The organism is Thalassomonas actiniarum (assembly GCF_000948975.2).
Taxonomy (GTDB): Bacteria; Pseudomonadota; Gammaproteobacteria; order Enterobacterales; family Alteromonadaceae; genus Thalassomonas; species Thalassomonas actiniarum.
In genome coordinates, this window is record NZ_CP059735.1 from 1,418,278 (window position 1) to 1,442,553 (window position 24,276).

25 protein-coding genes and 1 riboswitch are annotated in these 24,276 nt (G+C 46.2%); of the genes, 17 read left to right on the plus strand and 8 right to left on the minus strand.

Annotated features, from left to right (window positions below; all coding sequences use genetic code 11):
* Positions 1-7: 7 nt before the first annotated feature.
* The 3 genes from SG35_RS06265 (at position 8) to parC (ending at position 5,640) form a co-directional block, all read left to right on the plus strand.
* Positions 8-1,855 carry a tetratricopeptide repeat-containing diguanylate cyclase gene (locus SG35_RS06265; RefSeq protein ID WP_044835333.1) on the plus strand — a complete coding sequence of 616 codons (1,848 nt, stop codon included), beginning with the start codon at positions 8-10 and terminating at the stop codon, positions 1,853-1,855.
* Positions 1,846-3,096, plus strand: coding sequence for a GGDEF domain-containing protein (locus SG35_RS06270; RefSeq protein ID WP_053043359.1), 1,251 nt, complete (start codon positions 1,846-1,848; stop codon positions 3,094-3,096). The genes SG35_RS06265 and SG35_RS06270 overlap by 10 nt, the downstream gene beginning before the upstream one ends.
* Positions 3,097-3,351: 255 nt before the next feature.
* Positions 3,352-5,640, plus strand: a complete 2,289-nt coding sequence (parC, locus tag SG35_RS06275; RefSeq protein ID WP_044835335.1) for a DNA topoisomerase IV subunit A — start codon at positions 3,352-3,354, stop codon at positions 5,638-5,640.
* A gap of 306 nt (positions 5,641-5,946) precedes the next feature.
* Here parC and SG35_RS06280 read toward each other — a convergent pair whose 3' ends face one another.
* The gene (locus SG35_RS06280; protein WP_044835336.1) at positions 5,947-6,969 is read right to left on the minus strand and encodes a LacI family DNA-binding transcriptional regulator; all 1,023 of its coding nucleotides are present in this window, start codon (positions 6,967-6,969) and stop codon (positions 5,947-5,949) included.
* 209 nt (positions 6,970-7,178) lie between these two features.
* On the opposite strand from SG35_RS06280, the gene SG35_RS06285 reads away from it, so the two are divergent.
* Positions 7,179-8,114 carry an ABC transporter substrate-binding protein gene (locus SG35_RS06285; protein ID WP_044835405.1) on the plus strand — a complete coding sequence of 312 codons (936 nt, stop codon included), beginning with the start codon at positions 7,179-7,181 and terminating at the stop codon, positions 8,112-8,114.
* Positions 8,115-8,169: 55 nt separating this feature from the next.
* Here the strand turns inward: SG35_RS06285 and SG35_RS06290 are convergent, their stop codons facing one another.
* The 6 genes from SG35_RS06290 to ribB all read right to left on the minus strand — a co-directional run bounded on the left by SG35_RS06290 (position 8,170) and on the right by ribB (position 13,611).
* Positions 8,170-8,892: a YebC/PmpR family DNA-binding transcriptional regulator gene (locus tag SG35_RS06290; protein ID WP_044835337.1), complete on the minus strand. Its 723-nt coding sequence runs from the start codon at positions 8,890-8,892 to the stop codon at positions 8,170-8,172.
* Positions 8,893-9,067: 175 nt separating this feature from the next.
* Positions 9,068-9,946, minus strand: coding sequence for a hypothetical protein (locus tag SG35_RS06295; protein ID WP_044835338.1), 879 nt, complete (start codon positions 9,944-9,946; stop codon positions 9,068-9,070).
* A 227-nt stretch (positions 9,947-10,173) separates the two neighbouring features.
* Entirely contained in the window at positions 10,174-10,356 is a 183-nt protein-coding gene (locus tag SG35_RS06300) for a hypothetical protein (protein WP_044835339.1), read from the minus strand.
* Between the two features lie 39 nt (positions 10,357-10,395).
* Positions 10,396-11,004, minus strand: a complete 609-nt coding sequence (locus tag SG35_RS06305; protein ID WP_044835340.1) for a tetratricopeptide repeat protein — start codon at positions 11,002-11,004, stop codon at positions 10,396-10,398.
* A gap of 179 nt (positions 11,005-11,183) precedes the next feature.
* The gene (locus tag SG35_RS06310; protein ID WP_152646792.1) at positions 11,184-12,056 is read right to left on the minus strand and encodes a LysR substrate-binding domain-containing protein; all 873 of its coding nucleotides are present in this window, start codon (positions 12,054-12,056) and stop codon (positions 11,184-11,186) included.
* A 901-nt stretch (positions 12,057-12,957) separates the two neighbouring features.
* Positions 12,958-13,611 carry a 3,4-dihydroxy-2-butanone-4-phosphate synthase gene (gene ribB, locus SG35_RS06315; RefSeq protein ID WP_201777836.1) on the minus strand — a complete coding sequence of 218 codons (654 nt, stop codon included), beginning with the start codon at positions 13,609-13,611 and terminating at the stop codon, positions 12,958-12,960.
* 103 nt (positions 13,612-13,714) lie between these two features.
* Positions 13,715-13,913: riboswitch (FMN riboswitch) on the minus strand.
* 122 nt (positions 13,914-14,035) lie between these two features.
* Between ribB and SG35_RS06320 the strand changes: the two genes are divergently transcribed.
* Together SG35_RS06320 and SG35_RS06325 are read left to right on the plus strand one after the other, a co-directional pair.
* Positions 14,036-14,650: an endonuclease dU gene (locus SG35_RS06320; protein WP_044835342.1), complete on the plus strand. Its 615-nt coding sequence runs from the start codon at positions 14,036-14,038 to the stop codon at positions 14,648-14,650.
* Positions 14,651-14,865: 215 nt separating this feature from the next.
* Positions 14,866-15,540, plus strand: coding sequence for a PEP-CTERM sorting domain-containing protein (locus tag SG35_RS06325; RefSeq protein WP_044835343.1), 675 nt, complete (start codon positions 14,866-14,868; stop codon positions 15,538-15,540).
* Between the two features lie 65 nt (positions 15,541-15,605).
* On the opposite strand, the gene SG35_RS06330 is transcribed toward SG35_RS06325, so the two are convergent.
* On the minus strand, positions 15,606-16,196 hold the full coding sequence (locus tag SG35_RS06330; protein WP_044835344.1) for a carboxymuconolactone decarboxylase family protein: 591 nt from the start codon (positions 16,194-16,196) through the stop codon (positions 15,606-15,608).
* 196 nt (positions 16,197-16,392) lie between these two features.
* On the opposite strand from SG35_RS06330, the gene SG35_RS06335 reads away from it, so the two are divergent.
* The 11 genes from SG35_RS06335 to SG35_RS06385 all read left to right on the plus strand — a co-directional run bounded on the left by SG35_RS06335 (position 16,393) and on the right by SG35_RS06385 (position 24,274).
* Positions 16,393-16,941 carry a MarR family winged helix-turn-helix transcriptional regulator gene (locus tag SG35_RS06335; protein WP_236702689.1) on the plus strand — a complete coding sequence of 183 codons (549 nt, stop codon included), beginning with the start codon at positions 16,393-16,395 and terminating at the stop codon, positions 16,939-16,941.
* 289 nt (positions 16,942-17,230) lie between these two features.
* Positions 17,231-17,743, plus strand: coding sequence for a DUF2878 domain-containing protein (locus SG35_RS06340; protein WP_044835345.1), 513 nt, complete (start codon positions 17,231-17,233; stop codon positions 17,741-17,743).
* Positions 17,718-18,257 carry a chalcone isomerase family protein gene (locus SG35_RS06345; RefSeq protein ID WP_053043361.1) on the plus strand — a complete coding sequence of 180 codons (540 nt, stop codon included), beginning with the start codon at positions 17,718-17,720 and terminating at the stop codon, positions 18,255-18,257. Before SG35_RS06340 ends, SG35_RS06345 begins: the two co-directional genes overlap by 26 nt.
* A complete protein-coding gene (locus SG35_RS06350; protein WP_044835346.1) occupies positions 18,254-18,811 on the plus strand; it encodes a DUF3833 domain-containing protein in 558 nt (185 codons plus the stop codon). Before SG35_RS06345 ends, SG35_RS06350 begins: the two co-directional genes overlap by 4 nt.
* 79 nt (positions 18,812-18,890) lie before the next feature.
* The gene (locus tag SG35_RS06355) at positions 18,891-19,466 is read left to right on the plus strand and encodes an LON peptidase substrate-binding domain-containing protein (RefSeq protein ID WP_160298383.1); all 576 of its coding nucleotides are present in this window, start codon (positions 18,891-18,893) and stop codon (positions 19,464-19,466) included.
* 47 nt (positions 19,467-19,513) lie between these two features.
* On the plus strand, positions 19,514-20,152 hold the full coding sequence (locus SG35_RS06360; protein WP_084692948.1) for a sigma-70 family RNA polymerase sigma factor: 639 nt from the start codon (positions 19,514-19,516) through the stop codon (positions 20,150-20,152).
* Positions 20,133-20,819, plus strand: coding sequence for a ChrR family anti-sigma-E factor (locus tag SG35_RS06365; RefSeq protein WP_044835348.1), 687 nt, complete (start codon positions 20,133-20,135; stop codon positions 20,817-20,819). The genes SG35_RS06360 and SG35_RS06365 overlap by 20 nt, the downstream gene beginning before the upstream one ends.
* A 206-nt stretch (positions 20,820-21,025) precedes the next feature.
* Entirely contained in the window at positions 21,026-21,505 is a 480-nt protein-coding gene (locus SG35_RS06370; protein WP_236702690.1) for a nuclear transport factor 2 family protein, read from the plus strand.
* Complete coding sequence (locus SG35_RS06375) at positions 21,502-22,227, plus strand: SDR family NAD(P)-dependent oxidoreductase (protein WP_044835349.1); 726 nt, start codon at positions 21,502-21,504, stop codon at positions 22,225-22,227. The genes SG35_RS06370 and SG35_RS06375 overlap by 4 nt, the downstream gene beginning before the upstream one ends.
* Complete coding sequence (locus SG35_RS06380; protein WP_044835350.1) at positions 22,224-23,492, plus strand: NAD(P)/FAD-dependent oxidoreductase; 1,269 nt, start codon at positions 22,224-22,226, stop codon at positions 23,490-23,492. Before SG35_RS06375 ends, SG35_RS06380 begins: the two co-directional genes overlap by 4 nt.
* Positions 23,492-24,274, plus strand: coding sequence for a DUF1365 domain-containing protein (locus SG35_RS06385; protein ID WP_044835351.1), 783 nt, complete (start codon positions 23,492-23,494; stop codon positions 24,272-24,274). The genes SG35_RS06380 and SG35_RS06385 overlap by 1 nt, the downstream gene beginning before the upstream one ends.
* The last annotated feature ends 2 nt before the right edge of the window (positions 24,275-24,276 follow it).

Here is a 24,276-nt window from a genome sequence, read left to right on the forward strand (position 1 = left end):
TCTGTTTTTGTTAATATCTTGTGATGTTGCGGCTTTTCAGAGTGCGCTCAGCCTGAATTTTTCCCTGGTGGTGGAGCAGGTGGAAACCCTGGAAAAAGACACCCCTGCCCAGGCGCTGGAAAGGTTAAACAGCGTCGAAGATCAGCTTTCCAAGCTCAGCCTTAATGAAAGGGTGAAATTCTATACCTTACAGTCATCTCTTTATGCCAATTTGGCGGAATTTCAGCTGAGCCTGAATGCCGCCACTAAAGGTTTAAAGTTGTCCTCTCAGCTAAGCAGCCCGAGTATTCATATTGCCGAGTTATCCTACAGCAAAGGTTTTGCCACCGAGAGCCTGGGCAACCTGGAACTTGCCTTGCAGGACTATAAAAACGGCCTGGAAGTAGCGCGCTCCCTCGATGATAAAAATATGATCGCCGAAGGTTTGTCAAACCTGGGGGCCATCTATTATTTAACCGAACGTTATGATCTTTCCATTGTGGTGTTAAACGATGCCCTGATGATAGCCAATAAGCTTGGCAATGAAGAATTGCAGGGCGGGATTAATTCCGAGCTGGGCAATTTGTATTCCACTATTGGCCAGAATGATAAATCCATGCAGTTTTTACAGCGTTCCTACCAGCATTATAAGAACTCATCGCTGACCTTTTCTGCGGTCTGGGTGTTATCCAATATCGCCACCTCCCATTACAATAATGAAGAATATGCCAGCGCCATTCGTATCTACAACAAGGTGATTGCCGAAGCCGGTGATGTTGTTAATAACCCGTTTTTTTATGGTGTTTATACCGGCTTAGCCTTGTCATACATCTATAAGGAAGAGAAAGAGCCGGAAGTGGCCTACCGCTACTTTAAGATGGCAGAGCAATATGTCGACTATAACGGCAATAAAGATATGCCGGTGACTTACCTGCTCGATAAGGCGATTATTTTTAAAAACCTGCAACGTTATGACGAAGCGCTGGAATCGATTTTTTCGGCTGAGAAACTGATGTCGGAACAGGAGCAGCCCAGGGACAATAACTATTATCTGATGATCCGGTTAAAGGCGGATATTTATTATGTGCTCGGGCAATATGAAAAAGCCTATCGCTTTAAATCCGAATCGGTTGACTACCGGGTTGAAAAGCTTAATGCCGCCGATATTGAAGCGGTTGAAGAATTACGTTTGCGTTATGAAAGCAAACAGGCGGATCTGCATAAAAAAATTCTTGAGCAAAAACGTTCCCTGAATAATGCCGAGTTAGCCGAAGCCAATAAGCAGGCAAAAGCACAGCAGTTTTATTTGATGATGAGTGGCGTGGTTGCATTGATTTTTGTCTGGCTGTTATCAACTTTAGTGCGCGGACAGAAAAAGCTGCGCCGGGTGACCCATCTCGATGACCTGACCGGCTTGGTGAACCGTCACCGACTATTGAAGCAGGGACAGCGTTATTTTTCCCGGGCAAAACAGCAGCATGCTCCCCTGGTTGCCCTGATGATAGACATAGACAATTTTAAAGAAATCAATGATCAGCTGGGACACCAGATCGGCGATGAAATCTTAAAGAAAATCGCCATGCTGGGGAAAAAATTACTGAAACGCATCGATATTTTTGGCCGCTTTAGCGCAGAAGAATTTATTATTTTCTTACCCGAAAGCGATAAAAAGCAAGCCATGAATATTGCGGTGGAATTAAAAGAAAAAATTGAACGTTACCAGTGGCAACTCTCTTCCGAGGATAATGTTTCTATCAGCATAGGTTTTGCCAGCTTTGATGAAAAGCAGCATTTGGATCTGGAGTCGCTGATCAAGAATGCGGAGAAAATGCTTTACCGGGCAAAAAACCAGGGGGGTAACTGTATATGTGGTTGATCCCTGGAAAACCACCCCGCTCGTTTTTCTGTCTTGTGGCGCTTTTTATCGGCTGTTTTATCCCTGTGCTTGCCCAGGAAAAGATCAAGGGAGCCGAGCAGAGCCGAAAAGTCTCTTCAATTGTCAAAGATAAGCAAAATACCAGCGTTAATGCGAAAATTCTCGCCTTGTTCGAACTGGCGCAAACATCCCCGCAAGCGCTAGAGGCGCAGCTGGAAAAGCTTAATGACAACCTTGCTTTATATAACAGCGCCGAAAGTTATCTGCTGTTACTGGTTAAAGCCAAGCTATTGCTTGCAAGCGGCAAAATAGATTCGGCGTTTTCTGTGCTGGAATCGGCAAAAAAACTGACCACAGATTTGCCCGAGCATGTGTTAAACCAGCCGAAATTTTTACAGTATCATTTATTGATGGCGGATAGCTATGCCGTTAAAAAACAGTTTGATTTGGCTTTTGCGGAAAAGAAAGAATACCTCAAGCGTTATGAGGCTTATTCGGATAAAAAAAATGCCGATACCGTCAGCATGCTGAATAAAAAGTATGAAACTGACCGTAAGCTTAAAGAAAATGAATTAATCAATAACCAAAATATTTTAAAGCAGTTTCAGATCCGCGATGCGGAAAACCAGAAAAATGCCCAGCAGAAGAACTTCATTTTGCTGATTGTGACCACTTTGGTGTTTTTTGTTTTATCTTTGCGGCAGTTCAAAGTGCGGCGGGTACTGCAGAAAATGGCGCAAACCGACAGTTTAACCAAGCTGCTTAACCGTAAGGCGTTATTTGCCCAGGGGCAGTTGCAGACCTCAAAAGCGGTGGAAGAGCAAAGCGAGTTTAGCGCCATAGTGCTTGATATTGACTTTTTCAAAAGAATCAATGACGACTACAGCCATGATATTGCCGATAAAGTGCTGCAGCAGGTAGCTAAACTGGGCAATGAAACCATGCGTTCAAGAGATATCTTTGCCCGCATCGGCGGTGAGGAATTTGCCGCTATTTTACCGGAAGCCAACCTCGATGAAGCCAAGGCGATAGCCGAGCGCCTGCGAGAGAAAATTTTTGAGTATAACTTCAGTCATTTGGGAATCGAATGCCCGGTCAGTGCCAGCTTCGGCGTTGCCAGTTTGCACCAGGTGATCCCCCAGTTTGAACTCTTGTTGCATGCTGCCGACAAGGCCATGTCGGTGGCAAAGAAAAAAGGCTGCAACCAGGTGGTGAGCTTTTCTCCGCATCAGCAAATGTAACCGCTGTTTTTCCTTGAAATATCAGTTGATTTGCTGTTCAAACATCATTTTTATATGATAGTTGTAAGCTTGGATAGCGAAAATAAATACTTTCAATTGACTTAGCTGTTTTTTCCAGCGCGATATCCGTATAATAGCGCTATTGCTGCCGGCCCGGGAACCTTTGTTCGGCCTTATCTGTACCGCGCTGGCGAGCAAAATAATAATTAAGTAGTAACAGCAATATGCTGCATTGCCCATTAGGAAAATCATTTCATGTCTGATGCACTCGAATATAGCCTTGAAGGCGTAGAGCAAGTCCCTTTACGGCGTTTTACCGAAGAAGCTTATCTCAATTATTCCATGTATGTCATCATGGACCGGGCCTTACCCCATATCGGTGACGGTCTGAAACCGGTGCAAAGGCGTATTGTTTATGCCATGTCTGAGCTTGGACTATCGGCGGTTGCCAAATATAAAAAATCTGCCCGTACCGTCGGGGATGTTTTGGGTAAATTCCACCCCCACGGCGACTCTGCCTGTTATGAAGCCATGGTGTTGATGGCGCAGCCGTTTTCCTACCGCTATCCCCTGGTTGACGGCCAGGGTAACTGGGGGGCACCGGATGATCCCAAATCCTTTGCCGCGATGCGCTATACCGAAGCAAGGTTATCCCGCTTCAGTGAGTTGCTGTTATCGGAATTAGGGCAGGGTACGGTAGACTGGATCCCTAACTTTGACGGCACCATGAAAGAGCCGAAAACCTTACCTGCCCGCTTACCCCATATTTTACTGAACGGTATTACCGGTATTGCCGTGGGCATGGCCACAGATATTCCTCCCCATAATGTCCGGGAGGTTGCCAATGCCTGTGTGCACTTAATTGAGCAACCTAAGGCTGAAGTGGCGGATTTGCTCGAGCATATCCAGGGGCCGGATTACCCTACCGATGCCGAGATCATTACCCCGAAAGCGGAAATTGAAAAAATCTATCAAACCGGCCGCGGCAGCATCAAGATGCGCGCTGTCTATGAGATTGAGCAGGGAGACATAGTGATCACCGCACTGCCGCACCAGGCTTCCGGCGGTAAGGTGCTGGAGCAGATAGCGGCCCAGATGCAGGCGAAAAAACTGCCTATGGTGGTTGATTTGCGTGATGAGTCGGATCATGAAAACCCCACCCGTTTGGTGATAGTGCCGCGCTCGAACCGGGTGGATACCGAACAGCTGATGCAGCATTTATTTGCCACCACAGATCTGGAGAAAAACTACCGGGCAAACCTGAATATGATCGGCCTGGATAACCGTCCTGCGGTGAAAAATTTACGGGATATCCTGGCGGAGTGGCTGGAGTTTCGCCGTGAAACCATACGCCGCCGTCTGCAGTATCGCCTGGATAAGGTACTGGCGCGCTTGCATATTCTTGAAGGCTTGCTGATTGCCTACCTTAATATCGATGAAGTGATCGAAATCATACGTAATTATGATGAGCCCAAAGCCGAGTTGATTGCCCGTTTTGGCCTGTCTGAACGCCAGGCCGAATCTATCCTGGAAATTAAGTTACGTCAGCTGGCCAAGCTGGAAGAAATTAAGATCCGCGCCGAGCAGGACGAGCTGAATAAAGAGCGGGATTATCTGGAAAAAGTGCTGAACTCCAAGGCGCGCATGAATACCTTAATGAAAAAGGAATTGATGGAAGCGGCGGAAAAATACGGCGATGAACGCCGCTCGCAAATTATTGTCCGGGGTGAAGCCAAGGCATTATCGGAAAAAGATCTGGTGCCAAGCGAACCTGTGACCGTAGTGATTTCTGACAAGGGCTGGGCGCGTTGTGCCAAGGGACATGATATAGATCCTAAAGCGTTAAACTATAAAGCCGGTGACGAGTATTTATGCTCTGCCAGGGGGCGAAGTAACTCTCCGGTAGTGGTGATAGATTCCTCCGGCCGGGCTTATGCTACCGATGCCCATACCTTGCCTACCGCCAGGAGCCAGGGGGAGCCGCTGACCGGCCGCTTTAACCTGGCCGCCGGGGAAACCTTTACCCAGGCGGTAATGGCGGAAGATGAGCATCAGTTCCTGCTCAGCAGTGATGCCGGTTATGGCTTTATCGGCAGTTTTGCCGATATGGTCAGCCGTAATAAAAACGGTAAAGCCTTATTAAGCCTGCCTGCGGGGGCTAAAGTGATGCCGCCAAGGGCGATAACCAGGATTGACAGCCAGTTGTGTTTATCTGTTACCAACGAAGGGCGTATGCTGGTGTTTCCGTTGAAAGATTTGCCTGTACTCAGTAAAGGTAAGGGCAATAAGATCATTAATATTCCATCGGCCCGGGTTAAGTCCCGTGATGAATATGTCACGCTTATTCATGTGATCACTCCCGAGAGTTCCGTTACCCTGCATGCGGGTAAAAGAAAGCTGACTCTTAAACCCGGTGATATCGAACATTACCGTGGTGAGCGCGGACGACGCGGTAATAAGTTACCCCGCGGTTTGCAGCGTGTGGACAGGGTTGAGGTGGAAATGCTCGAACCCTTAGAGGAAGAGCAGGAAAGTCAGGAATAACACCTGCTTTAACTTTTAAATAAAAACCAGCGCATCTGCCGCTGGTTTTTTATATCCATGGAAGGATAGTATGACGCGCTTTTCATTAGTAAAGATGGATGTGTTGAGAGCGGCTATATCCATGGAAGGATAGTATGACGCGCTTTTCATTAGTAAAGATGGATGTGTTAAGAGCGGCTATATCCAGGGAAATATGGTCAGCTTATATGTTCCTGACATAAGCTAACTACCTGCGGTCCATGCAGGCAATGACGCGCTTTTCATTAGTAAAGACAGATGTGAAAAAACGGCAAGCTTACTTATCCCCTAACTGCCGCAAGACTTTCTCACGATTAAACTTGTTGGCATTAAGGTGGTGTCGACAGCTTCTTCGTTAATCAGTTTCAACAGCTTTTCTACCAGCAACTCCCCGGCAAGCTTAGTATTCTGTCTTGCCGTGGTCAGGGGAGGAAAGGTAAAGCTGGCAATGGGAATATCGTCAAAACCGACCACCGCAACATCATCGGGGATATTAACTTTTTGCTCCTGCAAGGCCCGCATTGCGCCTATGGCAATAAGATCGCTGGCTCCGAAAATAGCATCGAAGGGTAAATCGCTGTCTAGCAATTTTCTGGCGGCGTCATAACCGGACTCTTCTGTGCTGATGGCGTCAAACTGGTACGCCTGGTCAACCTTGAGGTTATTATCCGTTAATGCCTTACAGTGTCCTAAATAGCGGTCTAAAAATTCGGGGGAGTGGCTGGAAGCGCCGCCTAAAAAGGCAAATTGTTTGCGGCCGTTTTTTAATACATGTTCGGTGAGCTGGTAGCCGCCGTGAAAGTTATCACAACCGACCGATACTATCGGCAAACCTTTGGCTTCGGCGCCCCAGCGGACAAAGCGGGTATTTTGCTCGATTAACTGCTGCAGTTTTTGTTCATAATCGACAAAGTCGCCATAGCCGAGCAAAATAATGCCGTCGGCCTTATTGGTATCTTCAAAGTCGGCATGCCAGTCATTATTCATTTGCTGGAAAGAAACCAGTAAGTCATAGCCTTTATCCGAGCAGGCGCGGGTAATGCTGCCTAACATGGACAGGAAAAAGGGGTTGATCATGGAGTCGTCGCTGGTGGGATCTTCAAACAGCAGCAGGGCAATGGTGGCGCTTTGCTGGGTACGCAGGTTGCTGGCGTTTTTATCTACCTTGTAATTTAATTCCCTGGCAATGGCCTGGACTTTTAGCCGGGTTTCTTCATTTACTAAAGGACTGTTCCTTAGGGCTCTTGATACCGTGGACTGGGAAACACCGGCCCTGTAGGCAATGTCAAAGGAGGTCGCTTTTGATTTCACTACTTATATCCGTCACTAAAAGTTAATTTTATCCGAGAGCTTAGCTTAATATCAATTTAACTTAAAGCATTAGCGCCCGGGCAGGCTCTTTTCCAGTTAATATTGCTCAAACTGGTGTTCGTCCTGATTTACGACCAAACTGAAATAAGTGATGCTGCCATATTTTTGCTATGAAACCTCTGCTGCTGTTATTTCTGCTTAGTTTATTTATGCCCGGTTTACACCCGGTCATGGCTGCGCCTGAAGATAAAGGCGCCCTTCCTGTGGTGATCGCCCTTAACAACTGGACCAGTCAGCGGGTATTGTCACACGTGATTGGCTCCGTGATAGAAAAACAGGGAATCGATATCCGCTATCAGGAGGTTTCCGTTGCGGATCAGTGGGGAGCATTAAGCCAGAATATCATAGATTTGCAGCTGGAAGTTTGGCAGGAAACCATGTCAGAAGAGTTCGCATCCTTTGTTAACCGGGGTTTAATCCTGGACTTGGGGCCGCATCAGGCACAAGGTCGGGAAGAGTGGTGGTACCCGGATTATGTCGAAAAATTGTGTCCGGGTCTGCCGGGCTGGCAGGCATTGCGGGATTGTTTTCCCCTTTTTAGCCATCAGGACTCACAAGGTAAAGGGGTGCTGTATGCCGGTCCCTGGGACAGGTATATAGGTCCGAGAATTCGGGCGCTTAAGCTTAATTTTATCATCAAGAGATTTGATAATGACCATGCCATATGGCGCATGTTAAGAGGAGCGATGAAACAGCAACGTCCTATTGTTATATATAACTGGACACCGAATTGGACCGACAGTCGCCTAAGCGGTAAATTTATCGATTTCCCCCCCTTTCATCGTGACTGCCACACCGAGGAAAGCTGGGGCAGGAACCCTGGTATGTTGATGGATTGTGGTGCTCCGGCGGCTGGCTGGATTAAAAAAGTGGCTTCGAGGCGGTTAAAACAGTTTTATCCTTGCCTTTACCAGGCCTTAGGTGGGGTGAACTTTACGACTGAAATGATATCGGATGCTTCGGCCCTGGTTGTTGTTGATAAGTTGTCTGAACATGAGGCGGCCAACAGGTGGAGGACTTTATATGCCAGGCAATGGCAAACCTGGTTTGATTTAGCTTGCTTTAAGGAGAAACAGGGCTTGTAAAAACAACAAAGGGCTGATCATCAGCCCTTTGTTGTTAATATGCCTTAGCTAATGTTTATTCGGCAATTTCCGCATTGTGATAAACTTCCTGGACGTCTTCACAGTCTTCAAGCATATTCATGAATTTTTCGAACATTTCAACGTCATCACCGGCAATCTCTGTATAGGTTTGCGGTACAAAGGTGATTTCTTCTACGTCAAGTTCGAATTCCGGCATATCATTGGCGAAAGCGGTCTTGATCTTGAAAAACTCGGTATGCGGCGCGTAAACGGTAATAATGCCGTCTTCTAATTCAACGTCGGTGACATCGATATCTGCCATCATCAGGTTTTCTAATACCGCCTCATCGTCATCCCCTTTAAAAGAGAATACCGCCTGGTGGTCAAACATATGAGAAACTGTGCCCGATGAACCGATTTTTGAATGGGTTTTGGTAAAACACTGGCGTACATCTTTAATGGTACGGTTGCCGTTGTCGGTTAAGCAATCGATGATCACCATACAGTTACCCGGGCCGAAACCTTCGTAGCGCGCCGGAACATAATCTTCGCCGCCGGTACCTTTGGCTTTTTCAATGGCTTTTTCGATAACGTGGGCAGGCACTTGAGCTTTTTTCGCTTTTTCAATGGTGCTGCGCAGGGCTAAGTTGCCATCGGGATCGGTACCGCCATTTTTGGCGATCACATAAATCTCTTTTCCGAATTTTGAATAAACTTTGGTTTTCTGGCCTGCCGTTTTGGCCATGGATAATTTACGGTTTTGGTAAGCTCTGCCCATCTGAAATGCTTCTCATGCTAATGATAACCAGGGATCAATTCGTTATTGGGAATTGTTAATCACTTGGTATGGAAAATTTAATTGCTTAGGATTTTAACAGCCTCCGGCGGTTATTTTCCAGTGCCTGGCGGCAGTTTGCGTGATTTTTCTTTGATATCAGTTAAGCCGGGGCAAATTAGTCCCGGATAATCCGGCGATCCCGGTCGAGCGTGAGCAGGTGATCGACCTTGCCGGGCAGGCTGGTCAGGCTGTGTTGGCTTAAACGTTGAAAATGCTGGATGAAGTGGGCTATCTCGGTATTTGTCATGATCTTATTGCTGGTTAAAGCACCGGCAAGCTTTTGCCTGAGTTTTTGTTCCTGCTCCAGGCGCCAGCGGTAAACACAGTCAAACGACGGTGCCTTTAGCATCAGCCATAAATCCATATAGCGGTATAACGGCTGGTAAAATTGTGCCAGCTGGTGATTGACAAACTTTCGCCATATGCCTTGGCGATCCTGCTCTTGTTCAAGTTGGTTTACTGGAAACCAAAGCTCATTTTCCTGTTGCGGGGGCGTTCCCCAGCACCAGCCTTCAAAAAGCACGACATCTATCTTTGCGGTTACTTTGGGCCAAAGCCTATGGGGCACAGGGTTGTCACTTGCCTTATCAAACTTTGGCAGGGAAAAGCCGGCATCCGCGTTTGCCAGTTTGTTTAGGGTGTCGCCGAGCAGAAGGATATCATGGGTGCCGGGAACACCGCGGCTGGCCAAAAGCGGATGTACCGACTTTGCCAGTTGTTGTCTTTGCATCTGATCCAGGTAAAAATCATCGAGGGAGCAAGTGATGCTATTGAGCTGGTATTCGTTAATTAATACCCGGGCCATATAATCGCTCAGGGTAGATTTGCCGCTGCCCTGACAGCCGTTAATACCGATAAAAACCGTTGCTTTGTTACTGGCCTGGCGTGTGTGTACGATTGCCTTTACCAGCGGCATAAAGTGTTGTTCTGCGCTTACCAGATAATCTGGGGATAGCTGGTTCTTTGCTAGGAAATCTGCAAGGTATGTTTGCAACTCAAGTCCCTTTTGCCTGGATATAAAATGATGAATAAAATAAAAACTTTCAAAGATAAATGTTCAAGCCACTTTATTGAGTTATAACCTAAATTTTATCTCTGTGACAATTTATTCTTTGATAAACCGGGAGCAAGGCTTGATTGGTCGAGATTTAGGGGCCTGTCTTGATATTCAGGCCCCTGTGGGAGAAGTGTTATTGTCAAAAGCATAACTTGCCTTTTCATTTAATGAATTTGTTGTCGCAACCCGGCCCGGGGTAAATTGAGTTCTTTCGTTTCAACGTCCCACTGACTGATTGTCAGATGTTTGAGTTGCAGGTAAAAATCTATCATATTAGCGAGCCTGCCTGTTTTTATGCTGTTAAATAGGGTGATTGCTTTAAGGAGTGCGAGTTTAAATATCATCATGTTTTCCCCGTGCTGCTAAGGATGAATAAGGCGCTGCTGTTATTCTGAGCGGCTTTTGGTATAAGCTGTTGCCGCGAAACTATCTGCTGGCGCTTTGGTATTATTAATGGTCAAGCTGTTGGTCAGCCTCGCCAGGTTTTGTTCTACCAGGAGATTTTTGTTGATGGTCACCGCCGTATTAAAGTCGGTTAACGCACCGGAAAAGTCGGCAGAAATATAGCGCACTATGCCTCTGTTGCTTAAGGCGATTGAGTGGAGGTATCTGCCTTTCCTGCTGCGCTTCATGTGTCTGGGCATGGTTGTGATTGCCCGGCTGCAAGCTGTTTGTGCTGCCGTTAACCTTTGCATTTTTAAATTGGCCACGCATAAGCCCAGTTCGTATTCCCAGGCATAGCTGCTATTTGTGTTATGGCGATAATCTTCGGTGATTTCTTCAAGCCCTTTTTGATATTCACCTGATAAAATCCTGGCTGAGCCGCTGCTGCCGTCGATGACGGCAATTTTAAATCCGGCTGCTTCAGTGGCCGCATGTGTATTGGCAAATGCCGATGTTGCCAATAGCACAGTGAGCAGGGCGGTTGCCGTTGTTACTTTAATGAAGCTTGATTTGGTAAAAGCTGCTTTGTGATATGTTGTCTCTGTTTTCATGGTCTCTTCCTTTTGTAAGCAATATCGTTAAGACAAGTTTCTGTTGTTGTGTCATTTAACTGCTGACATCTTTACTCTAAGGCAAAAGGAAAACTTTCGACAAACGATAAAAAAACAGCCGTAAGGTGAATTAATTTCAGCTATAAAAATTACCGGCAGAGGGGGATTCGCCCTGGTGGCTATTCCGTAAAGGCTGTTTTGATCCAGTCGGTAAAGGAGTCCAGTTCGGGGGCCGGAGCCAGGTCATGCTGACGTATCAGGTAATAGCGGTCTTTGGTAAGCAGCTCATGCTCGAATAACTTTGCCAGCAGCTGTTCATTAAACCAGGCCTGGCTGATAGGCAAAGGTATTAAGGCTATGCCAACTCCCTGCTGGGCGGCGCGGGCAACACCGAACATACTGTCAAACTGGATGATTTGTTTTGGGTTAAAGTCATCCAGTTGACAGCGTTCGGCCCACTGGTGCCAGGACCAGGGTCTGGAGCTGTGCAGGATCAGGGGAACCGAGGTTAATGCCTGATATCCGATTTGTGAAAGTTGCCGGTATAATTTGGTATTGCATGCCGGTACATAAGAGACGGGGAAAAGGTCATCGACCAGGTTGCCTCTGGGTTTGCTGGCGGCTAAAACAATGGACAGATCGCTGGCCTTAAGGGGATCGCTGGATGATTTTACCGTTTCCAGTTGCAAATTTATTTGTGGATGCTGTTTTGCCCAGTCATTTAATTTAGGTACAAAAAGTTCACTGGCAAAAAACTCCGGCAAGCTGATGGTGATAGTGCTGTTTTGTTTGTTATGGCTGAACTGGGCTATGGTAGCTTCGAGTTCGGCGACCAAAGGTTCAATGGCCTGATAAAACTGTCTGCCGGCATTGGTTAATTCTATGGCGCGGGTTTGCCGCTGGAATAACTGAATGCCCACTTGTTGCTCCAACTGTTTTATTTGATGGCTCACCGCTGAAGGGGTTAAAAAAAGCTGGGCTGCGGCATGTTTAAAGCTGAGGCATTTTGCTGCGATACAGAAGGATCGTAAACCGCGTATAGGAGTTTGAATGGCCATAAGGTTATGATTATTAGTGATTAATTAAGCTAATATCAAATAGCAAATCACAGGCCATTTCTTAAGTCGTTGTTTTTTATGGCATTGGTTGGTTCTTGTTTGGGCAGAGGGGCTTAGGGGGCACATAAACAATAACTTTTGCACCACGGTGGTGCGTCTTGTTAGCATGAGGTTAATATTGTCTCTTTTCTCAGGGATACGTCAGTTGGGAATATGGCCAGCACTGGTGGAAAAATGCAAAAAAAAGGGCATAGAAACTATGCCCGCAATGAAACAACGATTTTTGAAATCGGGGGAAATCAAAATCAAACCCAGCTTATGGCAAGGTGAACTTGAGCACAAACGAGTTAAATTCACCGCCGGGATTAATTTTTTTCACCTGTTGTAAATCGTCTTTATCTGAGCTGTATATGACATAAAAGCGGAGTAAACCTGAGATGGGGGCCAAGGGAAGTATTTAACTGAACTTTTAAAGGAACCAGGTGATTTAACACTAAATACAAAGGTTTTGATGAAACATGGAATAAGGAGTAAGGCTTTCCTGTTCAATGTGCCGACAGCTCTGTAGTTTATCAAACCACTGCTGCGGGCCGGGCAGTAATATTGAATCAGCCGTTAACATCTTAATGATGCGCTTGGCATCTTGATGGCGCTATTGCCGCCTAAAAGACAAAAAATGCCGTTTTTAATCACGAAAACATCGGGACTAAGGGCGTGGTTTGCATATATCCGGCACATACCTGAATTGAGAATACTGCAAAAGGTAAGTCGACATGTTTATATATGCCGTAGATTTTATTAATTAATGTTTTGCTAGCCCGGCTATTTAATCGTTGCATGGGAATACTTTTAAAAAAGTGGAATAGCCGGATATCAGCTATTCCACTTTATGGACTTAGGCTACATCGGATTTTTCACCAAGCAGCACCTCAGCGATATCCTCTATGGTCAGCAAGACCAGCTGATGATTTAAGGCATACGCCACCAGCTCTTGTCCCTTCATCATAGTGCCGTCTTTATGCATTAGTTCGCATAAAACGGCGCTTGGCGACAACCCGGCGAGTTGACATAAGTCTACGCCTCCTTCGGTATGGCCCCGGCGGGAAAGCACACCTCCGGGCTCAGCCCTAAGGGGAAACACATGGCCGGGATGTGCCAGGTCATCCGGGTGGGCATTTGCCGCTATTGCTGTTTTTATGGTTTGTACGCGATCCGCGGCGCTAACTCCTGTGGTTACCCCTTGCTTTGCTTCGATAGAAACCGTGAAGGCGGTGTTATTTTTACTGGAGTTACTGGTTAGCATCTGGGGTAACTGCAGCTGTTTCAGTTTTTCTTCGGTTAACGCCAGGCAAACGATGCCTGAGCAGTCGGCTATTAGTTGCGCCATGCGTTTTTGGTTAATAAGCTCGGCGGCAACAATCAAGTCACCTTCGTTTTCACGATCCGGATCGTCCATAAGCACTACGGCTTTGCCAAGCGCGAGGTCCCGGCAGGCATTATTGATGCGTTCTCGTGGGGTTAAGCCAAACTGGCTAAGGTTGATATTCATATTAATCTCCTGATTTTGAGGTTCAAAATTCAGGGGAACCAGGAAAGTTAATGGCAGCGCAAAAAACACCACCCGGTAAACCGGGTAGTGGCTTTGTGTTGTCATTTTTCTTCTCCCATCCGGACTTTACGGGACTATCGCTGAGATAACGATTTTACCCTGAACCGTCGGCTCCGGATTGACACCGGATCTGCTGGACCTTTACCACATGTTTGCTACTCACGGTAAAGCGCTCGCGGGCTGATAATTTTTGCAAATTAATCACCGCCGGTGGGGAATTCCACCCCGCCCTGAAGAATTATGCCATTTAAGGCACCGGTGATTTTATCTGCTTATAAAAACTTGTTAAAGTCATTTGAGAGAAATTTCCAGCTTTTAAAATAATGGTATAGGTAGAAAAATGGCAACAGGTAATAACAGGTAAATGAAGTCGCTGGCAGAAGTTATAAGATTAGGCAAACAATTACGCACCATAGGTTTTGATGATGCCCCTTTTAATCATCAAGCGGGCAGTAAAGTGAATATTTCAGGCATCATTTGTACCAATACCCGTTTTGAAGGCATGTTATGGGGGGAGGCAGGTAAAGACGGGGTTGATGCCACAGATGTACTGATTAATATGTTAAAACCCAGCAAATTCTATCAGCAGGTGCATGCCGTGTTGCTTGATGGTATTGCCATTGGCGGTTTTAATTTGATCAACCTTGAGAAACTAAGTGAGTCATTACAACTGCCTTGTATTGCTGTGATGCGTAAACTGCCGGATGTAACGGCGGTGAAAAAAGTATTAACCCGCTTTGACGATGCCAAGTTTCGTTTAGATACCCTAGACGCTGCCGGTGAAATATTCACTTATAGCTCACCAGTTTCCGGTTTAGAGAACAGAAGCTTTTTTTTCCAGGTGAAAGGTTGCTCCGTTGAAACGGCAGGGCTGTTACTGGAAAAAGTCACCGACACCGGCAATGTACCGGAAAGCTTGCGCCTGGCACATTTAATAGGTGCTGCGGTGAAAACAGGGCAAAGTAGTAATAGCGCCTGATATTGGGCACAAACGTCCTCTGCTTAAGGTTCTGTTTTACTCAGCAAGTTAATAACTAAGCGTTAACACAAATATTAAATATATTTAAATTTCTGGGTATTTTTCGCTTGGTGCAATTTTTGCTTAGTTATTGTTCAGCTGAAAAGGGTATAATCCCTTACAGTTTTACGTCAATCTTCCATCTTTTTTTACAAAAAGTGCAGTAGGAAAAATAAATGAAATTAAAACTTTTAAAAGTGCCCTTGGCCGGACTGATTTTGTGTGTCAGTGGTTTGCTTAATATCGCTAATGCAGACTTGATCACTATTGGTAACTTAACCAGTAATGATGACGGCTCTACTAATGTTATTGCCGATACCTTAAATGACCGCGAGTGGTTAAGGTGGGATTTATTAGCAGATCTGACCCATGCCCAGACCTTAGCTGAGATAGCTTCAGGTGCTTATGCAGGTTGGACTATTGCCGGGGCCGATGATGCTAACTTGTTTCTTGATGCCTTATATAGCGGGGCTGATCACGGCTGTAGCGATAACGTTACCATGATCCTCAATTGTGCCGACACAGGTTCGTATACCAGCCCACAATATAAAGCTCTTTTTGGGGATTCCGGCAGCAGCGGAACAGAAGCGGCGTGGTTTTATGATGATACCTTAACGGATAACCAGGCCGGGATGTTATATCTGCATAACGGCGAGGATAACCGGAAAATCAACACTTATAGCACCATTGCCGTGAGCGATAATTTTTCCAAATATGGTTTGTGGTCAAGCTCAGGCACCATAGGTTGGCTAATGTATCGTTCAACCGCCCAGGTATCGGAGCCACCGACCTTGGCCATTTTTGCATTAGTGCTGGCAGGCTTTGGGCTGCGTCGGTTTACCAGGCAATAATTAAAATTGCTTAAATTGATCAAAGCACCGTGTTATCGGTGCTTTTTTGTATTTTTCACTGGTGATCAGATGTGTTTTCCCCTGCTCCAGCTTGAGTTGGCAAGCAAACGTTCACCGGCATCTACCGCGCCTGCTTCCATGGTCGTGCCCATAGAGTCATTCCAGCGGTTTAAATAGCCGAATAATGCAATCACCCCTAAAATTTCAACGACTTCACCGTCATCCCAATATTCGTGCATTTTTGCGGTGATCTCATCTGTTACTGCATTAGGCACGCTTGAGGCAGCTAAAGCCAGTTCAAAAGCGGCTTTCTCTGCCTCGCTATAGAGATCGCTTTCCCGAAATGACCAGATGTTTTCCAGGCGTTGTTCGCTGGAGCCATAACGTTCAGCGGCAAGAATAGTATGGGCTTCACAGTAGCGACAACCGGTATTGGCACTGGTGATATAACCGATTAAACGTTTTTGCTCGGCAGTAACCCTGCCTTTATTTTCCATTACCGCCATATTCAGGTTAATAAAGGCTTTGGCAATGGCCGGCCGGCGTTGCATGGTTAATACGCTGTTGGGACAAAAGCCTAAGGTTTCATTAAAAAACTTTGCCAGTTCGGCAACGTCTTCATTTGCGTCAGGCGCTAGCGGGGTTACTAAGGGCATATCTGTTCTCCGTTTATCAAATGATGCTAATTAAAACTACTATACGATCTACATATTGCATATGCAACAATATTGTTGTTGCATATGCAATATGGTGAGGGTTTTTATTTAGATGAGGAAAATGATAGAGTTACAGTAATTTTTGCTCAATAAGGTTAAGCCCATCACTAAGTCAGCTCGCAGTCAGGCATTTACTTTGACAGACAAAGTAGATAATCCGTTAGATTTAATCTCCCACCTGCCGTTTAGACTGGCGGTGGTCAGTAATTTATTGGCACTGGACAGGGATTGGAAAATCAGGAACCTAACCGAACTGGAGCCAAGAGAAATGCGGGTGCTGCTCAACATTGGCTCTTATATGCCAATTAAATCAGCTGATATCGCTTACCAGTCAAGATTAGATTCTTATACTGTCAGCCGGGCGGTTAAAAAGTTGCTGGCGTTAAACTTGATCGAATCCCGTCAGGATGAAAGCAAAAAGAATGTGAAAAACTTATACCTGAATGATGAAGGTAAGGCGCTATATCAAAAACTGACACAAGCCATGGATGAAAGGGCTAACGTGTTGGAAGGAGTATTGACGGATAGCGAAAAATCACTCTTTTTTAATATGCTTGAACGTGTTGAAAACAAAGCCGAAGCTATTTTAGCAACTCAGGCGGCAGAGTTAATTGACAATGGTTTAGAAGCACCTGCGGATCAGAAAGAACTTATTCGCTGGCATAAAAAAACCAACAGTCAATAGGCACTTATCTAATATGTGCACCTTCCCCGCTGGAGTATAAGGGGGTTACCTTCTAACTTAACCAGGCCCTTAACTACGCGGCGTCCGAAACGGTAAGCCTGGTATCAGGCTAACGGGCTGGCTCCAGCTTGTTGGCATCATAATATTGAATCTCTTCACTTGTATCAGAGCGGCAGATTATTCGCCGTGGGCTTAATCATACCCGGTATTTTTTTTAATTATTTGCTAAAAATGAACCTGTTTGCCTTTTGCTGCGTATTAACGCAATAAACCTGGAACAATTGCCATTATGCTGATTAATGCACTTATTTTTAACCTGATGTGGTTTGGCTGTATCTATTGGGGTAACAGCTTTGCTCTGCTGGTGCCTGTGTGGGCGGTTTTGCATTTGCATTTTAGCCGTAATAGCAAAAGAGAGGCCTGTTATGTGCTGTTGGTGACCTTGCTCGGTACTGTTACCGATAGTTTACTGATGCATGCCGGGGTATTTGAGTTTGTGCAAAGTGATTTTATTGTGCCGTTTTGGCTGATCATGATATGGCTGAGTTTTTCCTTAACCTTAAATGCCAGCCTGAAATTTTTGCAAGGTCGTACCGTCCTGCAATTTTTGGCCGGCGCTGTTTTCCCGCCGCTGAGTTATTTGGCGGGAAAAACCCTGGCAGCGGTCAGCTTTGGTTATTCCACGCTGTTGACCTTAGTGTTGCTCAGCCTTATCTGGAGCCAGTTAATGGTGCTCTTTTTTCGTTTAAATATCTGGACAGGAGTGAACCAAGACCATGAAGATCATATTAATTACGCTTAGTCTTTTTGCTTGTTCATTTTCGGTTGTGCCGGCGAGAATTTTGTCTCACGGCAATGGTCCCGAGCCTGTGGTTATAGATAAGAGCCAGTTGCAACTGGTGGGGCAGGCGCAACTTTCGGTATTGTTTTGGGATATTTATCAAAGCCGTTTATATACGTCATCAGGACGGTTTAGCCGGAATGAACAACCGCTGCTATTTGAAATCAATTACCAAAGAGATATTTCTCGCAAGGAATTAGTCTCGGCAACCCTGGAGCAATGGCAGCACCTGGATATACCGGCAAGTGATTATCAGCAATATTTACCCTATCTCAAAGCCCTGTGGCCGGATATCAGCAATGGAGATACCTTAACTTTGTTTTCTGATGGCAGCGGCAGTGCTTTTTATTTTAATGGCCGCTATCTGGGCAAGATAAGAGATGAAAAGTTCGCCGGACTGTTTTTGGATATCTGGTTATCCCCGAGGACGAGCCGGCCCGGGATCAGAAAAGCGCTGTTGGGGATATCACCATGAAGTCCCTATTACTGTTACTCAAGACAAAGTTTTTGCTGATTTTGCTTTTAGGGCTTTTGAGCTGCTCCAATGATATTAACCACTACCAGGACACTACACCTGTGCTGGATATTCAAAGCTATTTTACCGGGCCGGTGATCGCCTGGGGTATAGTGCAGGATTATAACCTCAAGGTGACGCGGCGTTTTTGTGTTGAACTTGAAGGAAGCTGGCAGCAGGAGCAAGGCCTGCTAAAAGAAGTGTTTTATTTTAAAGATGGCGAAGTCTCCCGCAGAAATTGGCGTTTAACCCGTCAGGGGGGCGGTAAATATCTGGGGCAGGCAGAAGATGTCATAGGTATTGCCGGCGGGCAGCAACTGGGTTATGCCTTCAGGTGGCAATACCGCCTGGCAATTGATATAGATGGCGAGTCTTATCATTTTGATCTCGATGACTGGATGTACCGTATTGATGATCACCGGGTGTTTAACAAAACACAAATGAAAAAGTTCGGTATTACCCTGGCGGAAATCACGCTGTTTTTCGATAAAGAACAGCCTTTACGTCACTGTTGATTTTGCCGTTTTTATCTCGCTATAGTTCAATCCCGGGTTTGGCCGGGGATTGATGGACATATGTTTGCAGGGGGCAGGCATGAAGCTACCAATTTTTCCATTACCTGTGTTTATGTTGCCCCAGGGCATGACCCGGTTAAAAATCTTTGAACCGCGCTATCTGAAAATGGTAAAAATCGGCTCAAAAGAAAATGGTTTTGCTATTTTACTCGACCCCTGGCATGGCGACAGTATGCCGGTGGCCAGTTGGGTCGAGATCATCAACTTTGGCACCGGTGATGACGGCTTCTTGCTGCTTGATGTCAGATGCAAAGGGCTTGTTGCCATCAGCGCAGCCTACCGGGACCAGGACAACCTGATGTGGGCGAGTATCGCTCCTCTTGAGCATTGGCCCGAGCACCGGCATGACCAACTGACCAGGGTCTTTAGCCAGTTACTGCAAGCCTTTTTCATGCAAAGTGAGGGGTTAACCGGCCTTTATAGCGGCAGTTTTATTGATCAACCGAATTGGGTGCTGGCCCGCTGGCTCGAGTTATTGCCAGTTGCCAACCAGCATAAAGTGCATTTTCTTAAGGCGTCATCCTATGACAGCGCTTTGCTGTTGCTTTCGATGATCTTGTCGGAAAATAATCTCAGGCTAAGTGATCTAAAGTGATTTGCGCACCGTATTAGATTAACAAAGGGTTTAGCGGCTATTGAGTTATGCAAGTTACCGGCGCGGCGTTGCAAAAAGATCAGGAAGGTATTAAACCTATAGCTATGCCTGCCGACATTGATAATAAAACGCTAACCCGGTTCGTTATTGCCATAGCCTTAAAAAGGGACAAGCAAGCTTTCACCAGCTTGTTTAAATTTTTTGCCCCTAAGATAAAACGTGTCGCCGCCACCCGCTTTAATAATAACGAGCAAGTCAATGAAGTGCTTCAGGAAACCATGACCATTGTCTGGCGCAAAGCACATTTGTTCAATATCGATAAGGGGGCCGTGACCACCTGGGTATACACCATCATGCGTAATGTCAGTTTTGACATGCTCAGAAAAGTACAGGCCAGCAAAGAAGATAACCTCAGTGATGATATCTGGCCTTTGGCAGAGCGCAATATCGGAGAAGGGGAAGTTTTTGCCGACCACCTGGCGAGAAAAAATATTTTAACCTGTTTGGAGCAATTGCCGCAAAACCAGCAAATGGTGGTAAAAGGCTTCTATTTCCTGGAAATGTCGCAAGAGCAGCTTGCCCGGCAGTTGGACTTGCCGCTTGGCACCATTAAATCAAGGTTACGCTTGGCGCTGTCGAAATTAAAGCTGCAATTAGGAGACGATAATGATCAGGCATCATCCTAAAGAGACCTTACTTAAGGCTTTTGCCGGCGGCGAGCTGGCCGCATCCCTGTCTGCTGCAATTGCTATACATGTCGATATGTGCCCCCTTTGCCAGGAAAAAACGGCTGCTATCACCAGCGAGCAGGCGATGAAAAGCTTTGGCCAAGAGGGGTTATCGGCTGATATAAACAGCAGTGGCGCAGACAGCTGCCAGCCGGCGGGGATGGATTATGATGATATGATCCAGGCGATTGTTGCCGATGAGCAAATAGCGCCTGTTCCGCTACGCATACCGAAAAAAATTACTCTCCACGGGCAGGACTTTACCCTGCCACAGGCGATAGCAAACCTGCAGCTGGGCAAGTTTCGCCATTTGGGCAAGCTCTCCCGTGCACGTTTGTTGCTCGGGGAAGGGCCGATACATACCAGTTTGCTGCACTTGCAGCCCGGGGGGGCGGTGCCTGAGCATACCCATAAAGGCTATGAATTAACCCTGTTGCTGGCGGGAGAATTTCACGATGAACAGGGCAGTTATGTTCCCGGGGATTTTATGATGCTTGATGGACGCCATACCCATACCCCAGTGTCTGAGCAAGGTTGCTTATGTTATACCGTGGTCAGTGATGCCCTGCACTTCACCCAGGGAATAAACAAATTACTCAATCCTATTGCCGCCTTGATCTATTAGGACTTTCGCGCCGCTAAACACAGTGAACAGCATCAGAGCTGTGTCTAGCGGGTAAATCTCAATTGCATATCCCGAACAGGTGATCCAAAACCTGCTTTCATTCGTAAGTATTTACCGGACAAAAGGAAAATGTCAGCAAAATAAATAGTAAAAATATTAATTATCAACTATTTATTTGTTAGCGAAGTAAGATAAGGAAGCTCATTGTGTTAAGCAGCTACAAAGCAGTGTCTGTGGAAATTATTGAAGAGGATAAGTTGATGCCGGTCTGGCTGGATAAGTTTATCACCATCTATCAGTCCCTGTGTGCGGATAACCTGGAAACCCTGGCTGAGCTGTACCATCAGGATATTATTTTCCAGGATCCGGTACATGCCATCAAGGGGATAGATGAGCTATCCGCCTACTTTGACCGCCTCTATCAAAATATTTTTTACTGCCGCTTTCGCATCACCCAAATTGTGCAAGACGGCAATCAGGCCGCCGTTTACTGGCAGATGGAATTTGCCCACAAGCGTTTAAATCAAGGCAGACAAATTCAGGTTGAAGGCCACACCCTGCTGATGGGGAAAGAGGATAAGGTGATTTATCACCGGGATTACCTCGACCTCGGGCAAATGATTTACGAGCATATTCCGCTGTTGGGACGGCTTATTCTTTGGTTGAAGGCGCGGGCAGGGCAATGAAAACCGTACTGATTACCGGGGCGACTTCGGGGATAGGAGCAGCCTTGCTGGCCAAATACCACCAGCAAGGTTTTTATGTTATTGCCTGCGGCCGTAATCGCGAAAAACTTGCCGGTTATCTTAAGCTTTATAAAAACATCCGGGTATTGGCCTTTGATGTTACCAGAGACACTGAAATACAGGATGCCGCCAAAGAGGTAGCGCAGTTGGACATCCTGATCTTAAATGCCGGGGACTGTGCCTATATCGACCAGGTGAAAAGGTTTGATGGCGAGCGCTTTGCCAGTATTATCAACACTAACCTGATTTCCCAGGGGTTTTTATTGCAATACCTGTTGCCCAAGTTAAGTCGTGGTGGCCAGCTTGTTTTTATCAGCTCCAGCGCCACGCTGGTACCTTTTCCAAGAGCCGAAGCCTATGGCGCTTCAAAAGCCGGGGTGGATTATCTCGCCAACAGTTTGCGTATCGACCTTGCCCCGGAAAATATCGCCGTTACCCTGGTGCATCCCGGTTTTATTAAAACACCGCTTACCGATAAAAATACCTTTGCCATGCCCTTTATGCAAAGCAGCGAACAGGCGGCGAGGCAGATATTTACTGCCGTGAGCAAGCGTAAACAATATTTGCATTTTCCCTGGCGCTTAACCCTGATATTGAAATTACTGGCGCTGCTGCCGGATAGGCTCTGGCAAAAGCTCATCACAAGAAAGGGCGCGTCATGAAAAATATTGCCATTATCGGCAGCGGTATTTCAGGCTTGACCTGTGCCTACCTGTTATCGAAAAAGCATCAGGTCAGCGTTTTTGAAAAAGCGGCAGTTATCGGCGGACACACGGCAACGGTGGATATTTCCCTGGCCGGCAGGGATTATGCCATAGATACGGGTTTTATTGTTTTTAACAACAAAACCTACCCTAATTTTCTGGCATTACTGGATGAAATCGGGGTGGATAAACAGGAAACCGAGATGAGCTTTTCGGTGAAAAATCCCGAGTCCGGACTGGAGTATAACGGTCACAATCTCGATACCCTGTTCGCACAACGACGTAACCTTGTCAGGCCGGTTTTCTGGCAGCTGATACGGGAAATTTTACGTTTTAATAAACTTTGCAAAGCGCATTATCTGGCACAAAACTTTAACCAGAAGGATACCCTGGGACTGTTTTTAAAAGCCTATGGTTTTAGCCGCTTTTTTACCGAACATTATATTTTACCTATGGGAGCGGCGATATGGTCAAGTTCGCTGGAAAAAATGGAAGAATTCCCGTTGCTGTTTTTTGTGCGTTTTTTTTACCACCATGGCTTGCTTAACATCAGCGACCGGCCGCAATGGTATGTCATCCCCAGAGGTTCACGCAGTTATCTAGCGCCTTTATGCCGGCCGTTTGCCGATAACATATATGTTAATGCCGAAATCAGCGGCATTACCCGGCAGCATGGGCGGGTACAATTAAATTTTGCCGACGGCTGCCGGCAGGAGTTTGATGACGTGGTGCTTGCCTGCCATTCTGATCAGGCCAGGGCCTTGTTAAGCGATGCCAGTGACGCAGAAAAAAGTGTGCTTGGCGCCATTGCTTATAACGCCAACCAGGTGGTATTGCACACGGATATTTCCCTGTTGCCTAAAAGGAAAAAAGCCTGGGCCAGCTGGAATTACCAATTAACCGGGGATGCCAGTCAACCGGCCTGTGTTACATATAATATGAATATCCTGCAGGGCATAACGAGTGAGCAAACTTTTTGCGTGACCTTAAATCAAAGCCAGCTGATTGATAAGTCTAAAATTTTAAAAGAATTTATTTACCACCATCCCGTTTTTACCTTGGCTGCCCTTAAGGCGCAGCAGCAAAGGTTGTCTATTTGCGGCAAGGGGCAAAGCCATTTTGCCGGTGCCTATTGGTGCAATGGCTTCCATGAAGATGGCGTAAGGAGTGCGCTGGATGTGGCCGCGCGCTTTGGCTGTTTTCTTAACGGGCAGCAAGCGTGATGGCAGACAATAACTTAAACAGTTGTATTTATCGCGGGCAGGTCAGGCATCGCCGCTTTAAACCGGTTAAAAACCAGTTTAACTATGATCTCTACATGCTGGCCCTTGATGTCGATGAGCTTAACGGCCGGCTTAAACCACAGGGACCTTTTGGCTACTCCTGGTTTTATCCGATGTGCTTTTGTCAAAAAGATTATTTAAGGGGTGATCCCGGGGCGTTAAAAGCACGTATTAAAAATAAAGTCAGGGAGTTAGGGGCAAGCCAGGCAATAGACAGAGTGACGATGCTGGTTCAGCTAAGGTGTTTCGGCATTTATTTTAGTCCGGCAAATTTCTACTTTTGTTACGACCACAAAGGTAAATGCCAATATATGTTGGTAGAAGTAAGTAATACGCCCTGGAACCAGCGACATTATTATTTAGTGGCTATGGCGGCGCAGGATAGCAAGGTGACGAAAAAGAACTTTCATGTTTCACCTTTTATGGATTTGGCCATGACATATCACTGGCGAATCAGGCCGCCGGGGAAAAACAGCTCCGGGCTGGCGATTCATATTGAGAATAAAGTCGAGCAAAGCAGGGAAGCGAGTAACGAAAAGTTATTTGATGTCAGTTTAGCCCTTAAAAAGCAGGCTTTGAGCTCGAACAGTTTATTCCGGTTATGGCTGAGTATGCCGGTCATGACCTTTAAGATCCTGGCCGGTATTTATTGGCAGGCACTTAAGTTATTTGTCAAACGGGTGCCGTTTATTTCATATCAGGCATCAAAGGAAGCATCATAATG

What these genes read in the sequence shown, in the direction of transcription:
- SG35_RS06270 (WP_053043359.1), top strand. Translation starts at nt 1,846, where the DNA reads ATGTGGTTGATCCCTGGAAAACCACCCCGCTCGTTTTTCTGTCTTGTG.
- parC (WP_044835335.1), top strand. Translation starts at nt 3,352, where the DNA reads ATGTCTGATGCACTCGAATATAGCCTTGAAGGCGTAGAGCAAGTCCCT.
- SG35_RS06285 (WP_044835405.1), top strand. Translation starts at nt 7,179, where the DNA reads ATGCCCGGTTTACACCCGGTCATGGCTGCGCCTGAAGATAAAGGCGCC.
- SG35_RS06290 (WP_044835337.1), bottom strand. Translation starts at nt 8,892, where the DNA reads ATGGGCAGAGCTTACCAAAACCGTAAATTATCCATGGCCAAAACGGCA.
- SG35_RS06300 (WP_044835339.1), bottom strand. Translation starts at nt 10,356, where the DNA reads ATGATGATATTTAAACTCGCACTCCTTAAAGCAATCACCCTATTTAAC.
- SG35_RS06305 (WP_044835340.1), bottom strand. Translation starts at nt 11,004, where the DNA reads ATGAAAACAGAGACAACATATCACAAAGCAGCTTTTACCAAATCAAGC.
- ribB (WP_201777836.1), bottom strand. Translation starts at nt 13,611, where the DNA reads ATGAATATCAACCTTAGCCAGTTTGGCTTAACCCCACGAGAACGCATC.
- SG35_RS06320 (WP_044835342.1), top strand. Translation starts at nt 14,036, where the DNA reads ATGAAGTCGCTGGCAGAAGTTATAAGATTAGGCAAACAATTACGCACC.
- SG35_RS06325 (WP_044835343.1), top strand. Translation starts at nt 14,866, where the DNA reads ATGAAATTAAAACTTTTAAAAGTGCCCTTGGCCGGACTGATTTTGTGT.
- SG35_RS06330 (WP_044835344.1), bottom strand. Translation starts at nt 16,196, where the DNA reads ATGCCCTTAGTAACCCCGCTAGCGCCTGACGCAAATGAAGACGTTGCC.
- SG35_RS06340 (WP_044835345.1), top strand. Translation starts at nt 17,231, where the DNA reads ATGCTGATTAATGCACTTATTTTTAACCTGATGTGGTTTGGCTGTATC.
- SG35_RS06345 (WP_053043361.1), top strand. Translation starts at nt 17,718, where the DNA reads ATGAAGATCATATTAATTACGCTTAGTCTTTTTGCTTGTTCATTTTCG.
- SG35_RS06350 (WP_044835346.1), top strand. Translation starts at nt 18,254, where the DNA reads ATGAAGTCCCTATTACTGTTACTCAAGACAAAGTTTTTGCTGATTTTG.
- SG35_RS06355 (WP_160298383.1), top strand. Translation starts at nt 18,891, where the DNA reads ATGAAGCTACCAATTTTTCCATTACCTGTGTTTATGTTGCCCCAGGGC.
- SG35_RS06360 (WP_084692948.1), top strand. Translation starts at nt 19,514, where the DNA reads ATGCAAGTTACCGGCGCGGCGTTGCAAAAAGATCAGGAAGGTATTAAA.
- SG35_RS06365 (WP_044835348.1), top strand. Translation starts at nt 20,133, where the DNA reads ATGATCAGGCATCATCCTAAAGAGACCTTACTTAAGGCTTTTGCCGGC.
- SG35_RS06375 (WP_044835349.1), top strand. Translation starts at nt 21,502, where the DNA reads ATGAAAACCGTACTGATTACCGGGGCGACTTCGGGGATAGGAGCAGCC.
- SG35_RS06380 (WP_044835350.1), top strand. Translation starts at nt 22,224, where the DNA reads ATGAAAAATATTGCCATTATCGGCAGCGGTATTTCAGGCTTGACCTGT.
- SG35_RS06385 (WP_044835351.1), top strand. Translation starts at nt 23,492, where the DNA reads ATGGCAGACAATAACTTAAACAGTTGTATTTATCGCGGGCAGGTCAGG.